Source organism: Peribacillus sp. TE19612 (genome assembly GCF_056279465.1).
The window spans coordinates 22,952-36,741 of record NZ_JBWCCL010000016.1 but is presented as its reverse complement, the minus strand read 5'-3'; the positions used below and the strand labels follow the sequence as shown (position 1 = coordinate 36,741).

Annotated in this window: 12 protein-coding genes; 1 reads left to right on the top strand and 11 read right to left on the bottom strand. The window is 36.9% G+C overall.

What is annotated here, in order from left to right:
- Positions 1-341: 341 nt before the first annotated feature.
- Together ACZ9AO_RS22775 and ACZ9AO_RS22770 are read right to left on the bottom strand one after the other, a co-directional pair.
- Entirely contained in the window at positions 342-608 is a 267-nt protein-coding gene (locus ACZ9AO_RS22775) for a CPCC family cysteine-rich protein (RefSeq protein WP_476110616.1), read from the bottom strand.
- An 80-nt stretch (positions 609-688) separates the two neighbouring features.
- Positions 689-1,135 (bottom strand): GyrI-like domain-containing protein, encoded by a 447-nt coding sequence (locus tag ACZ9AO_RS22770; RefSeq protein ID WP_476110614.1) that lies wholly within the window; start codon positions 1,133-1,135, stop codon positions 689-691.
- A gap of 750 nt (positions 1,136-1,885) precedes the next feature.
- On the opposite strand from ACZ9AO_RS22770, the gene ACZ9AO_RS22765 reads away from it, so the two are divergent.
- Positions 1,886-2,425 carry a VanZ family protein gene (locus tag ACZ9AO_RS22765; protein WP_476110612.1) on the top strand — a complete coding sequence of 180 codons (540 nt, stop codon included), beginning with the start codon at positions 1,886-1,888 and terminating at the stop codon, positions 2,423-2,425.
- 259 nt (positions 2,426-2,684) lie between these two features.
- On the opposite strand, the gene ACZ9AO_RS22760 is transcribed toward ACZ9AO_RS22765, so the two are convergent.
- From ACZ9AO_RS22760 to ACZ9AO_RS22720, 9 genes are all read right to left on the bottom strand, one after another.
- The gene (locus ACZ9AO_RS22760; protein WP_048687804.1) at positions 2,685-2,909 is read right to left on the bottom strand and encodes a helix-turn-helix domain-containing protein; all 225 of its coding nucleotides are present in this window, start codon (positions 2,907-2,909) and stop codon (positions 2,685-2,687) included.
- Between the two features lie 10 nt (positions 2,910-2,919).
- Positions 2,920-3,411 carry a DUF2975 domain-containing protein gene (locus ACZ9AO_RS22755; protein ID WP_048687805.1) on the bottom strand — a complete coding sequence of 164 codons (492 nt, stop codon included), beginning with the start codon at positions 3,409-3,411 and terminating at the stop codon, positions 2,920-2,922.
- A 354-nt stretch (positions 3,412-3,765) separates the two neighbouring features.
- The gene (gene nikE, locus ACZ9AO_RS22750) at positions 3,766-4,587 is read right to left on the bottom strand and encodes a nickel import ATP-binding protein NikE (RefSeq protein ID WP_476110610.1); all 822 of its coding nucleotides are present in this window, start codon (positions 4,585-4,587) and stop codon (positions 3,766-3,768) included.
- Positions 4,588-4,620: 33 nt separating this feature from the next.
- Complete coding sequence (nikD, locus tag ACZ9AO_RS22745) at positions 4,621-5,457, bottom strand: nickel import ATP-binding protein NikD (protein ID WP_476110608.1); 837 nt, start codon at positions 5,455-5,457, stop codon at positions 4,621-4,623.
- 9 nt (positions 5,458-5,466) lie between these two features.
- Complete coding sequence (nikC, locus tag ACZ9AO_RS22740; RefSeq protein WP_476110606.1) at positions 5,467-6,297, bottom strand: nickel ABC transporter permease subunit NikC; 831 nt, start codon at positions 6,295-6,297, stop codon at positions 5,467-5,469.
- Positions 6,294-7,238 (bottom strand): nickel ABC transporter permease subunit NikB, encoded by a 945-nt coding sequence (gene nikB / locus ACZ9AO_RS22735; RefSeq protein ID WP_476110604.1) that lies wholly within the window; start codon positions 7,236-7,238, stop codon positions 6,294-6,296. Before nikB ends, nikC begins: the two co-directional genes overlap by 4 nt.
- A 17-nt stretch (positions 7,239-7,255) precedes the next feature.
- Entirely contained in the window at positions 7,256-8,881 is a 1,626-nt protein-coding gene (nikA, locus tag ACZ9AO_RS22730) for a nickel ABC transporter substrate-binding protein (protein ID WP_476110602.1), read from the bottom strand.
- A 1,667-nt stretch (positions 8,882-10,548) separates the two neighbouring features.
- On the bottom strand, positions 10,549-11,253 hold the full coding sequence (locus tag ACZ9AO_RS22725; protein ID WP_476110600.1) for a hypothetical protein: 705 nt from the start codon (positions 11,251-11,253) through the stop codon (positions 10,549-10,551).
- 89 nt (positions 11,254-11,342) lie between these two features.
- Positions 11,343-11,636, bottom strand: coding sequence for a hypothetical protein (locus ACZ9AO_RS22720; RefSeq protein WP_476110598.1), 294 nt, complete (start codon positions 11,634-11,636; stop codon positions 11,343-11,345).
- Positions 11,637-13,790: the final 2,154 nt, after the last annotated feature.

Genomic DNA, 13,790 nt, shown 5'->3' with positions numbered 1-13,790 from the left:
CCAATTCTAATAAAAGATATAAATATATTTTTTATGAAATTAAAATTAAAATCATTAATTATACATAATATTAAAATTAAGCTCATTACTATTGTCATTAAATATCTAATCAGTATAAATGTTTTAGTACTTTCTCTTTTTTCAAAAAACAATCCCATTACATATTTCAACTTACTTTGACACTAAATTTCCCCCATAAACTACAAACTGAATTTAATAAACTATACCATAAAGCAAACGGGTCTTCTTCAACTAACCTACCCCTTTAGTTCCATAAGAAAAAGCTGCCTTAAAGACAGCTCCGATCTTCAGCTAATGCACCCGATTGTTGAAGAATTCCATTAAATTAAGGGTTTCCAAACAGGGTCTTTTACGTCTTTCTCATTAAGTTTTCTTACAAACTCAATACACCCATCCTCACAAGCTCCAAACACAAGATAATTTTTTTGTGCTTGCCTTAAAGAAGGGTTGTTAGCACCACCGTCATAATCTGGATCACTATGTTGAACTCCATCATCTTCCCAAAAACAAATACTGCAAATATCATATGTTCCAGGCGGTTCTTCCTCTAATGTTTTATAACCGCAACAAGGACAAGTATATTTCATACAAACACCCCACTACTTATATCATACCTGTTCTTCAACTATCCTGCCCCGTTTGTTGAAGAAGATTTTTGATTTGTCTTTTAAGCCTGAATTGGTAAATAAATCTGTACTTCTTCATTGCATTCCCCCATAAGGTGATATGTCTCGATAATATAAGAATCGAGATCTCTTTGATAACCTTGTTCTTCTGCCCAATTCAATAAATTCAAATGAAGTTCTCCCAAATTAGATATATTCCCTCTTGTAGTTATGAAACTTTTATTTATTTCAATATAATCCATACCTGTTGGTACTTCATATAATTTTTCACTCACAATTAACCCTACATAATAATGACCTATCCTATGCTCCTCATCCTTTTTAGGCTCAAATAATGCAATTTCGTTCTCTGTTGGATTTAGTATTTCGTTTGAGCGACTTAATAGTTGCTTTGCACGCAAGGGTACTTCATTACCAAAGTTAACAAACTCCCCACTACCTTTTAATCCAACCAGCTTAAATTCTTTTTTTACCATCATAAACGACATATTAACCTCTCCTATTCACACGAAAATTCCATAATATTCTATTTTTATTCATTCAACAAAAAAATCCTTACATCCTGCATTGAAGTAAGGATTTCATACTGAGTTCTGCAATTGTTATTCAACTAACCTGCCCACGTTCGTTCATTAAGAAAAGCGATTCTTCTCGGAACACCTTTATCGGCGTGATTACAATTTCTCTGGCGGTATGTCAAAATCAATCAATTATTTGAATAAAGTTTGATTAAAAGTTTTCTGTAAACCCCAAGCAATAAAAGGGATCAAAATGGTTTCCTTTCTTTTTGAATGTACTCTCCGTTTTCAAAAAGTTTAATCAAAACTCATCTAGAAATCTTTAATTGAAAAGATAAAGTATCACAACTTTATACAAAACTTCGCATCTATCTTCAAACATCGCAATTTTATTTTAAAGACACAATTGCCAATGGCGGATTCCTAAAAAGATTAATAATAAAATCCAAGTAAAAATTTAAGGAAAATTTAATGTTTACCCCACTTTTTATTTTAAAAGTTTTTCCTATCCTATAAACAAGTTACTTCATCGAGGAGACTAAAAATGAAAAAGTGGGGATTTTTATTGGTTTTTGCATTAGCTTTTATTCTTAAGATATTACCGATATCCCAAGATTAAGAGGATCAAATCTGAAAAATTTTCGGAGATGATAGCATAGTGTAAAGTAGGTTAAAGCATAGGTTATAAATTTGAAAATGAATTAGGAATTGGGGGTTTATATGGAAAAATCAAAAAACAATCAAAATAAGTTAACTGCTGGCTTGTTGGCCGTATATTTATTAGCATTAACATGGATTATAGTCTTTAAAATGCAATTTTCATTTCAAGGCTTGCCGGATTTTAGGGAGATCAACTTAATCCCTTTTGCTGGTTCAGCTAATGTTAATAATCAGATAGATTTTAATGAAATAATCTATAATGTACTTGCATTTATCCCATTTGGAATTTATATCAGTATGCTAAAATCAGATTGGTCTTTCTTGAAAAAGATTGCAGTAATAGCCGGAGTTAGTTTGTTATTTGAAGGATTGCAATTCATCTTTGCAATAGGAGCTAGCGATATAACTGACTTTATGGGAAATACATTAGGTGGAATTATTGGAGTTGGAGTTTATATGGTATTTAGTAAGCTGTTCAGTACAAAAGCAAATAAAATCCTTAATGTTTTAGCTTCAATCGGTACGATTTGCATTGTTGCATTATTGCTGTTTTTAATATATCTCAGGATTAGTGGTGTTATTATTTATAAAGTTTCCTAAGTAATTGGAGAATTGCTGTTCATGAAAATTTACAGAGGGTATGCCAGCAGATTCTTTATTTATAAAACAAGAATGACAAATATCACAAGCCACCTATTTTGAGGATGGCTTTTTTAAATTCTATTTCCCTAAAAACAGAAAATATCCTTCTTCAACAAACTGGCCCAATAGTTGAAGAAAAGTCAAAGAGCACTCTTCAACTATCCTAACCCGTTAGTTCCATAAGATAAAGGCTGCCGCAGCAGCCTACCTAAATGATCTATTCTCCTGGAGTTCCCTCTTCACTTTTGTATTCCAAAAGATCTCCCGGCTGACAGTCCAAAGCCTTACAAATCGCTTCTAACGTGGATAGTCGAATCGCTTTTGCCTTTCCATTTTTCAATATAGAAAGGTTAGCCATCGTTATTCCAACCCTTTCCGAAAGTTCTGTTACGCTCATTTTCCTTTTAGCCAGCATCACATCAATATTGATTATTATTGCCATGTTATTCACCTCAGACTATTAAGTCATTCTCTGATTTTATATCGATGGCTTCTTGTAAAAGTCTTTGAAGGACAGCCGCAAAGACAGCAATCACCATGGGAGCAAAAATCATGACCATTCCGATTAGTCCGAGACCCGGTGCGTCATCCACTTCCGCTAGGATAAAGACGAATGGCAGGGCCACCACATACAAGCCGCTGATTGTGATGGCACATTTTTTGATTTTCTTTAGCGCTCTTACAGATAATTCCGAGAAAGCTTGGTTCTTGTCAATATAGCTTAATAGGTTAAAAGATTGATACAAAGCGAAGTAAAATGGGATTGCCGACACATACATAACCATTAATAGGCCATATACCACATAAGCCAAATCTGAACCTCTTTCTGCTGCTTCATTTGCTTCATTCGCTATCTGAGGCAACAAAAATAGACACAAAGCAAGAACCGGAATGCCGATAAAAATAACAGCTGCCTTTAAAAAGAGTGTTGAACTTCGTTTCATGAAAAGCACCTCATTTATTTATTGTCAATTTGAATTTAACACGTTTTTTATTGTTTTACAATAAAATATTATTGAATACAATTACATTTTTATTGTTTATACATTTATAAGACAAAAATAAAAAGCATTCCCCATTACAGCGAAATGCTCGATAGCTTGTGCAACCAACTTCCCCTTTAGTTACAGAAGCTGTCAGATGGCAGCCGGATATTCAACGTTAGTCATAATAACGAACGCCCACATCGCTAAATCGTAAAAAACGAATAACCGGTATAAAGTATGCTATTGCAACTCCTCCAATATGATAAACAAGGGCCACGATACGGAAATCGAGGCCTTCAAAGATATTCTAAACTAGGACTTGTTAATCCTCATTGGAAGAGAACGAAAACGCGGATGCTCAGCGAGTATAGAACTTCTCATCTGTTTAACGACAGGATGTTCTGACGAAAAAAACTGATCTTTGGAATTGTAATGCTCGATTAATTCTCCTTTTTCCAGTACACCCAAAGTATCAGAGATTGAATAAGCCGCTTTAATATCATGTGTAATAAAAAGATAAGATAAGCCGAAGTCTTTTTTCAACTCACTTAATAATTCTAAAATAAGTGTTTGATTAACCATATCCAGACTGCTTACGGATTCATCCAAGACGATTAGCAATGGCTTAAGAGAGATTGCTCTAGCAATATTAATTCTTTGCAATTGTCCACCGCTAAATTGGTGTGGGTATTTTTTTAAATCCTTTTCACTTAGGCCCACTCTTTCCAATAACTCACTAACCGTTCTTTTTTGTTCGGCTACGGTTAGTTTTTCATAGTTTTCCAATGGCTCGCCTATAATACCTTCGGCGGTCATTCGTGGATTGACAGCTGAATATGAATCCTGAAAGACGACTTGTAGTTCTCGGCGTATCTTTTGTCGTGTAAGCTTATCAGCGGTATAGATATCATGCCCTTGAAACAGAACCTGCCCTTGCTGTGGACGTTCTAAGCCAAGGATCACTTTTCCTAATGTACTTTTTCCAGCTCCACTCGTGCCAAGCAGCCCTAAACATGTTCCTTCATCAATGGAGAGGGAAATGTCAGTGAGTACTTTTTTAGAAGGCTCTTTCCATTTTAAAAACGTATGAGAATTATAGCTATGAGTTACTGCTTTTACTTGTAATAAACTCATTTGTTCACCCCTCAAAAAAATGCAGTCCATATATCACGACATATGGGTGATAGGCTCTTCATGTTTAATGCTAAGGCGGGCATTTAGCAGTTTCTTTGTATATTCATGCTGCGGATTATCAAATAGTTCAAACACATTTGCTGTTTCTACAATTCTGCCATGTTGCATAACGACTACATCATCTGCCATTTCAGAAATGACGCCAAGATCATGAGAAATGAGTAAAATGGATGTTCCATATTCAGAACGAATTTTATCCAAGTGGCGAAGTACCTGTAATTGGTTATGTACGTCGAGTGCAGTCGTCGGCTCATCAGCAATAATAACGGAAGGCTGTAAACATGCGGCCATCGCAATCATCACGCGTTGAAGCATACCTCCACTCAATTGAAAAGGATAGCTTTTTAATAGTTTCGCGGGATTTGGCAGGTTTACATTTTGCATCGCTTCGATGGCAAGCTCTTTTGCTTGTTTTTTATTCAATCCGGTATGAGACCTAATCGTTTCGACAAATTGATTGCCAATTGTAAAAACAGGCGTAAATGAATTCATCGGATTTTGCATAATAAAGGCAATATCCTTGCCGCGAATTCCACGTATTTCTTTATCGTCCAAACCATTTAATTCTCGCCCTTGAAGGGTAATGCTTCCTTTGATTGTCGTTGTTTTCCGATCAAGAAGCTGTAGAATGGACATACTCGTAACCGTTTTACCACTCCCACTTTCCCCAACAAGACCCAATACCTTCCCTTTTTCCAGTTCAAAATTAATATCCTGAACGAGGGTGGAAGCACCATCCTTTGTTTGTACTTGTACATGTAGATCGCTCACTGTTAATACATTCGGCCGTTCTGTTCTCAATCTTCTCATTCCTTTTTATTAACGACGTTTGACTCCAAAACGTTCTGATAGCGCTTCGCCTAATAAATTGAAGGTGACGACAACAAGCATAATCATCAAACCTGGATATAGCATTAATTCTGGATTCGTCCGAATATAGGATTTCCCTTCATGAATCATTGCTCCCCATTCTGGTGTAGGGGGTTGCACGCCCAAACCTAGAAACGACATGGCCGATATATCCATGATGGCCCAACCCATTTCTAATGTACCCATAACAGCGAGCGGAGGAAGAACATTTGGAACAATATGTTTCTTTATTATCTTCCATTGAGAAGAACCGCTTATTTTAGCTGCCGCTATATAGTTTTGTTCTTTTAGACTAAGTACCATTCCTCGGAAAATTCTCGCATAATACACCCATTGCACAAGCATCAATGCTATGATGACCTGTTTAAGGCCAGGTCCCAATATACCAACAAGTCCAAGAATGAGCAAAAGGTTCGGAAATGCCATAACACCATCACACAGTCTCATTAGCACCTGGTCCACCCATCCACCTTTATAACCAGCAATGGTTCCGACAATCAAACCGATGCCTAAAGATGAAATAAAGATTAATGTAGCAAATCCTAACGAAATGCGAGCTCCATATAAGATGCGTGATAACGTACATCTTCCTAAATGATCCGTTCCCAATGGATACTCAAAAGAAGATGGCTGTAGTTTATTAGCTAAATTGACAGAAATAGGGTCATTAGGTGCAATCCAAGGAGCCAAGATGGTGATGATAAATAGAAAGCTTAATATTATTGAACAAAGGACAATCACTTTCTGACTTCTCATTATAATACGAAGACTTGTTATCATTGCCGTTGCCCTCCTTTTCTGGAGATGCGTGGGTCGATACACATTTGGATTAGGTCAACAATCAAGTTGCTAAAAATGAATAGTCCCGCAGCTAAAAGCACATAGCATTGAATGACAGGAACATCCCGATTAAAAATAGCTTCAATGAAATAACGACCGAATCCTGGCCAGGAAAAAACCGCTTCGACGATAATGGTTCCCGTCAGCAGCTTTCCTAAATTCATCCCCAGTCCAGTAATCATGGGGGATATGGCTATTCTCAATACATGTTTTCCCATAATGGCTTTTTCATGAATCCCTCTTGTGCGAGCAAAAAGGACATAAGGTTCCTGTAAATTTTCAAGAACGCTAGCACGTAATAATCGAGTATACAAAGCTATTAATGGCAATGCTAAAGTAACGGAAGGAAGAACCAGATGTTGCCAAGTCCCGATTCCCTCGACAGGAAATAGGTCGAGTTTAACAGAAAAGAAAAAAATCAATAAATAACCAAGCCAAAAAGAAGGGATGGACGCCCCGAAAAAAGAGAGAAGGCGACTAAAATGGTCAATACCACTGTTTTTCTTTATGCCTGCCAAAAATCCAAGAGGGACACTGACCAGGATAGCTAATAGGATGCTACCTAAAGCTAACTGAATGGTCGCTGGCATTCGATAGGTAACCTCTTCCCAAACAGGTTTATTCGAAAGATAAGATATGCCAAAATCAAATTGGCATATCTTAATAATAGAATTTACATATTGAACATGGAGGGGTTGATCTAAGCCAAACTCATGTCTTTTCTGAGCCAATATCTCATCTGTAGATTGGATATGTGCTGCAGATAAATATGCCTCAGCTGGGTCCACAGGTGAAAGGTGAATCATTCCAAACGTTAGAAGAGTGGCCAAAAGAAAGATGGGAATAATGGCCATAATTCGTTTCAAGATATATGTGCCCATGATAACCCTCCTGTAACTTACTTCTCGATGCTAATTCCTGTGAATGGATGTTCATCCCGGTTAGCAGGGAATGTAAAATTAGATACATCTTTTTGGTAAACAGCTATTTTCTTAATATAAGAAATAGGCACAATCGCTCCTTGGTCTTGCAGTGATTCCAAAATGGTTGAGTAAAGTTCTTGACGTTCTTTTTCATCTGTTGTTCCAGGAACATCTGCAATTTGTTTTAACAACTCATCTCTGTTCGGATAAGATGAAATGGCTTCGTTAAAACCAAATCCTTCCGAACCAACGACATTTACGAAAGTATGTGGATCATATGGAGCGCCATAGTTACTAAAGAAATTCAATTCAAAATCATTAGCTTTGAATCTTTCAATTTGTACCGTAAGCTCAACTCCAACGATATTCAATTTAACACCCAGTGCCGCCCACTCAGATTGTAATGTTTCGGCCATTGCTTTTTGAATCGATTCTGCAGAGTCGTACATTAACTCGATTTCAAGCGGCTTTCCGTCTTTCTCACGAACGTTTTTTCCTTTTGGAAGCTTCCATCCTGCTTCATCTAATAAAGCTTTTGCTTTTTCGACATTATAATCAATCGCTGTTACATCAATGTCTGAAGTATACGGAAAGTTTGTCGGTAAAATGAAATCTGCCTTCTCTTCCAACCCAGAAGTAACTCCGTCAACCATTGCTTTTTTATTAAATCCATATTGTAACGCTTGACGAACACGTAAATCTGAAAGTTGTTCTTTCTTCGTATTCATAACTAGTTGTCTTGTCGCAACCGGATCAGAAATACTAGTCTCATAGTTACCTGTTGCTTCTAATTGTTTGAACGCATCCAGACTGATAGCACCTTCACCATAAATTAGGTCCAGGTCACCTTTTTCAAAAGCAAGAACACGGGTTTCCGCATCAGGAATGATCTTGACTTTGATTTTCTTAACTTTAGGGAGTTCACCCCAATAATTTTCATTGCGTTTGAAAATAGCATATTCATCTGCTTTATGTTCTTCCAAAATCCACGGCCCTGTACCGACTGGTTTTGTAACACCTTTAGAAGTGTCACCATCTTTAGGGAATCCAGCATCACCTAAGAATCGGACTGGACGAACAACGGCTAACTCTTGAATAGTAGGATAATATGGCTCCTTTAATGTTAGTTTAAATGTGTTTTGGTCAATTACTTCCGTTTGATCCACTTTCGTAATAAAGCCCAACCAACTATGTAAATCAACATTTTTCAATATAGTATCAAAGTTCTTTTTCACAATTTCAGCATTAAAGCTAGTACCGTCAGAAAATTTCACATCTTGACGGAGGTTGAACGTATATTCCTTCCCATCCTTGGAAATTTCCCAAGATTCAGCTAAATGCGGTTTCAGCTTACCTCCATCTTGGTAGCTGACCAAAGGTTCATATATCATTGATGTAGCGAATAATTGAGAAGGATTATAGACATGCGGATTCATTTCACCTATATCCCTCGGCCAAGCCAAAGTAAGCATGTCTTTACTGTCTTTGTTTGAAGTTGAATTTTCTTTTGATTCATTTGTACATCCAAGTAAAAGCGTTGATAGAATTAAAACGATTGCCGATATAAATAACACTTTTTTGCTGTTTCTTCGTTTTGACATAACCATTGGTGCCCCCTGTACCATATTGAGAATTATTTTCAATTGTAATGAGTAACTATATTATTGTCAATATAATGTCGAAACTCTCAAAAAAAATAATTATGTTTATAAGAAATCATATGTAGATACGTAGACCCCCAATATCCTTTTCAGCCATGAATGATGATGCTACTCCGAATATTCACACGTTCGACCCCTTTTAAAACCGGTATTGTTCGTGAAAGTAAGGAACTTGACCAAAATGAATTACATTCCGTCGTGAAGAAATAATTATCATTCACCTGTTTTTTGATAACACAATCATCAGTTGCAATCCTCTTAACCTTATAAGAGGATAAAGCCAATAATATTATTCTGATATAATTATTTATACGTAGAAGACATCGGAAGGTGGACATTTAATCGTTGTATAGATTTGTGAATGTCCCAAACGCTCTTGCTGAGAATGCCGAAACATATATAGTGTTAAAGGACTGGGAATGTGTCACCTGACATTTTCTCATTTTTTTGTATAGCGCCATTGTTCATTTGGTTTGGCGATCCAGACGAAGTGGAGTGTGGACTGTTTACAGCTGCACTCCGTTTTCCATTACTGAATAGCATGGACAAAGGCAAACATCTGCATGATTTTCCTGAGAGCCTGTAAAGACTTAAAGCTTTCGGACATTCTCAAGAAGCTGCTATTGAAAATGCGCTACTACAAGTATCCAAAAAATTAATAAAGTCGGGTTATAAAATATTATTGTACGTTGTAGGCCTCCAAACGACTTTATGATAAATTGAATGACCCCTTGAATGTGACTTATGATCCATCTTTATTCTCTAGGAAGATCTTATTGAAAAACTCTCTGTCTGCGGTTTGAGCATTAACTTTAAACTTCACGCCAATATCCTTTCCTTAGCAGGAAATGTCCCGGTTACAGATTTAAAGTATTTGAATTGTTTCAGTCCCTTGGGCTGGAGAATTTAGTCGTTTCAACCGATTCCGATACACTAGCTCTCGATATTATGGAAGGGATCCGGGAAATTGAACTAAATAATGAAAAGATAATCGAACAATACAAAAATAGAAAGGAACAATTCAGTCCCTTAATAATTGAACCTATAAAAAATAATTTCACAGTAGACTAAGTTTTAGATTCAAAACCCAAACTCCAAATTAATCCAACTTCTAACAGTCCCTTTACTTGGAATGATTCTAGGAGTTGATTTTCTCCTCCATCCCACTTTTCGTTGAAATTGCCAAATAAGAAATGGCCTCCCACGGTAAACTGGGAGGCCTTCAACTTTAAAGATATTCACATGTGCCGCCCATTCAATAAGGCATATATATATAGATGATATTAAAAGGGTTTTCTCCTTTTCATTATAATTTAAAAAAGAAGAAAAAAGGTTATGATCATGTTATGAGCATAGGACACTTTTTCTTATCCGTCTCCACAATGATCAGCAATTTGGCCGTATTTTTTCGTTCTTCTGTATTTGAGAATGAAGAAATTAGAAATATATTAATACATAGCCTGATTTATATAATTAATGAATAATGGATAAAATTCCTTAATTCTCGGAATCACAATAATAACATTCATTCGGAGAAAGTGCCTACCTGATTCTCATGGCAGGCGAAAATGCGGCTCAAAAGAAAAAAGCCACTAGACCTTAGCTGCCTATTTTTTCATAATAAACGCCAGTATATAGTACGGATTCATTATATTAATTGACTTTCCGCTACCTGCCAAGTTTGTCCTAAAGTCATGGCTATGGGTTCCCGCTTCCGATGTCGTAAAGTCGTGGCTATGGGCTCCCGCTTCTGACGTCGTAAAATCATGGCTATGGGCTCCCGCTTCTGATGTCGTGAAGTCGTGGCTATGGGCTCCAGCCTCAGATGTCGTAAAGTCATGGCTATGGGCCCCCGCTTCTGATGTCGTGAAATCGTGGCTATGATTCCCCGCTTCTGATGTCGTAAAGTCGTGGCTATGGGCTCCTGCTTCTGATGTCGTAAAATCGTGGCTATGAGCTCCAGCCTCAGATGTCGTAAAGTCGTGGCTATGGGCTCCAGCCTCAGATGTCGTAAAGTCGTGGCTATGGGCTCCTGCTTCTGATGTCGTAAAGTTGTGGGTATGTTCCCCTGCTGGAGATGTGGTATAAATGCCGGAAGTGTTATTGGCTGCTGCTTGATTCCCGCCTGCCGGTTTATTAGTGGTTGTATCGCCACGATCAACGTATTGGTGTGAATGTATTCCAGAAGGATTTGTCATACCGGTATGCGTGTGGCTTCCAGCTACATTCGTTGTTCCCGTATGCGTATGGTCTCCAGCTACATTCGTTGTTCCCGTATGCGTATGGTCTCCAGCTACATTCGTTGTTCCCATATGCGTGTGGTCTCCAGCTACATTCGTTGTTCCCGTATGCGTGTGGTCTCCAGCTACATTCGTTATTCCCGTATGCGTATGGTTTCCAGCTACATTCGTTGTTCCCGTATTATATCCGTCATACCCATATGTGTGTGGTCTCCAGCCTCAGCCGTGTTTCCGGTATGACTATGGGGAGCAAGTTGGGATTTTTCCAGTTTTATTCTTTTATGTCCACCCCTATCGCCAATTTGCGAATTTTCAGCTGTTCCCAAAACAAAGCGCTCCCTCAAATCTGGCGTTCCTTTCGTTCCATCACATAACAACCATCCTTTTGGAATATTCTTAATGGATCCGCTCCACATTACGATAACGCCACTCGGAATTCGTTCATGGTTTGTCAATGTTACCCTCTCCTGAAAGCAATGAATTTTACTATATTTTATGAGGTAACACCTTTAGAGCTGGACTTTTTTTAATGAAATAAATAGATTGATATTGTGCAGTATGAACCCAGGGGGACACCCACCCCCACCATAAGTGGGTGTAGGAGTAATGGAAATTCAGCATCATTTCGGCCGTACAGACATCACGTTCCACTGCACCTTTTTACCGTCTCTTGTTTTTTCCCAACCACTTTCTGATATAACAAACTAAGGATGTAAAATAGAAAATATAAAAAACAGCCTGCATCTACTGATTGACGATATATTTCTTAAAAAATTTTTTTCAAAACTTGAATAACCATATTGGATACTATTAAATCGAAACTTTTATTCTAACTAAGTCGATTGGGAAATTAGTGTCTGATATGCTAAAAATGGCACTACAGCACTAAACTGGACGGGTGTAACCAAGACGCTACATATCGTGTTAAATTAGAAAATTGGGCAATTGTTTCTTTTACTTTGACCCAACAAGGTTTAGATAGCTTTAGTATGTAGATTTTAGTAAATTACCAGATAGTTATCACTGTATAACAAGAAGGCACTCCTTTTAAATGGAGTGTTTATTAAGTATGAACATAAAAAAGCACCTGTTTAAGGTGCTAAGCTTGTAACGTATTATATAGTGGATTTTCTAAACCAATTAGAGATTGCATAGTACTTGTCAACTATCATAGGTTGCTACTCGCGGGGATCTAGCTGCCTTCCTTATTTTAGTTTGATGGCACCATTTTACCTATAAAAAACGCTATCATTGTTTACCTGCTTTGTCTTGGCTTCGCTACGAGACATTTGTATCCCTTGCCTTGGGACCTCCTTTTGTCTTCGGCATTAGCCTTGTTCTCTTTGACTTGCTTTTAGGTCTTATTGTGGTGTTTGATAGCACAGGTTGCTACTCGCGGCAATTTAGCTGCCTTCAATACTATCGTAGGTTGTCCCTCATTCACCCCTTTATATTTCTTTAATCCTGAAAGGTGCGTTCTTCCCAAGCACATACGCTTTCATTCAAAAAAGAAATAATTCGTCTACTTCTCCATACTCAATACCACATAAACGTTTTCAATCAGTTTTTAACTCAATCAACCACGCTTCCTATCTGATTTCCTTGTTAAAAAAACTCAATTAGTCATAATTTCCACCAATGTTTCACTACATCTTTTAGAACCTTCTAATTTTGTCGATATTTACTCAGAATTTGTAGTTATTTCTCGGGAAATTGTTGAAATTTGAAAATAGTGATTCTGAATAGTTAGAACAAAAGAATTTCTACTATTGATTTGATTGCCTCGGTTTAAATTGTTATTAACACCTCAATATCGTAAAGGACTCTAAATAAACCATTAAGAAACCTTTTTCTTATTTTGAAGTAATGTTTCTTAATGGTTTTTTTTGTTCAGTTTTAAGTTATGACATATCGTTTGTCAGTTAAATGTTCACCTCACGCATAGCTGCGAGTGTATTGGTTGAAAATTTCTTTAGTCCTGAAAGGTGTGTTCTTCTCAGACACATACGCTTTCATTCAAAAGAGATATAGTTCGTCTACTTCCCCACACTCAATACCCATAAACGTTTTCAATCAAATTTTTAACTTAATCAACCACGCTTCCTATCTGAATTCCTTGTTAAAAAACTCAATTGGTCATAATTTTCACCAATGTTTTACTACATCTTTTAGAACCTTCTAATTTTGTCGATATCTACTCAGAATTTGTAGTTATTTCTCGGGAAATTGTTGAAATTTGAAAAATAGTGATTCTGAATAGTTGGAACAAAGGAATTTCTACTATTGATTTGATTGCCTCGGTTTAAACTGTTATTTAACATCTCAATATAGTCAAAGAGACTAAAAAAAAGTAATGAAACCTTTTTCTTATTGAAGTAATGTTTCTTAATGGTTTTTTTGTTGTTCAGTTTTAAGCTGTGACATATCGTTTGTCAGTTAAATGTTCATTTCACCCGTAGCTGCGAGTTTATTGGTTAAAAATTAAGCTCTCTTTTAATTGAATGAGAACATGGGTTAAATTGTCATATGTATCGGGTATCGCTATCTCTGTTTCATTGGTTCCTTCTAATCTTTCTTTTTCTTGATACAAGGGCCTTTAGCTCTATCGT

Bases quoted from the DNA above. Each gene is read 5' to 3' on its own strand.
- nikD (WP_476110608.1), bottom strand. From the start codon at position 5,457: ATGAGAAGATTGAGAACAGAACGGCCGAATGTATTAACAGTGAGCGAT.
- nikA (WP_476110602.1), bottom strand. From the start codon at position 8,881: ATGTCAAAACGAAGAAACAGCAAAAAAGTGTTATTTATATCGGCAATC.
- nikE (WP_476110610.1), bottom strand. From the start codon at position 4,587: ATGAGTTTATTACAAGTAAAAGCAGTAACTCATAGCTATAATTCTCAT.
- nikC (WP_476110606.1), bottom strand. From the start codon at position 6,297: ATGATAACAAGTCTTCGTATTATAATGAGAAGTCAGAAAGTGATTGTC.
- ACZ9AO_RS22770 (WP_476110614.1), bottom strand. From the start codon at position 1,135: ATGTCGTTTATGATGGTAAAAAAAGAATTTAAGCTGGTTGGATTAAAA.
- ACZ9AO_RS22760 (WP_048687804.1), bottom strand. From the start codon at position 2,909: ATGGCAATAATAATCAATATTGATGTGATGCTGGCTAAAAGGAAAATG.
- ACZ9AO_RS22725 (WP_476110600.1), bottom strand. From the start codon at position 11,253: ATGGGAACAACGAATGTAGCTGGAGACCATACGCATACGGGAACAACG.
- nikB (WP_476110604.1), bottom strand. From the start codon at position 7,238: ATGGGCACATATATCTTGAAACGAATTATGGCCATTATTCCCATCTTT.
- ACZ9AO_RS22765 (WP_476110612.1), top strand. From the start codon at position 1,886: ATGGAAAAATCAAAAAACAATCAAAATAAGTTAACTGCTGGCTTGTTG.
- ACZ9AO_RS22775 (WP_476110616.1), bottom strand. From the start codon at position 608: ATGAAATATACTTGTCCTTGTTGCGGTTATAAAACATTAGAGGAAGAA.
- ACZ9AO_RS22755 (WP_048687805.1), bottom strand. From the start codon at position 3,411: ATGAAACGAAGTTCAACACTCTTTTTAAAGGCAGCTGTTATTTTTATC.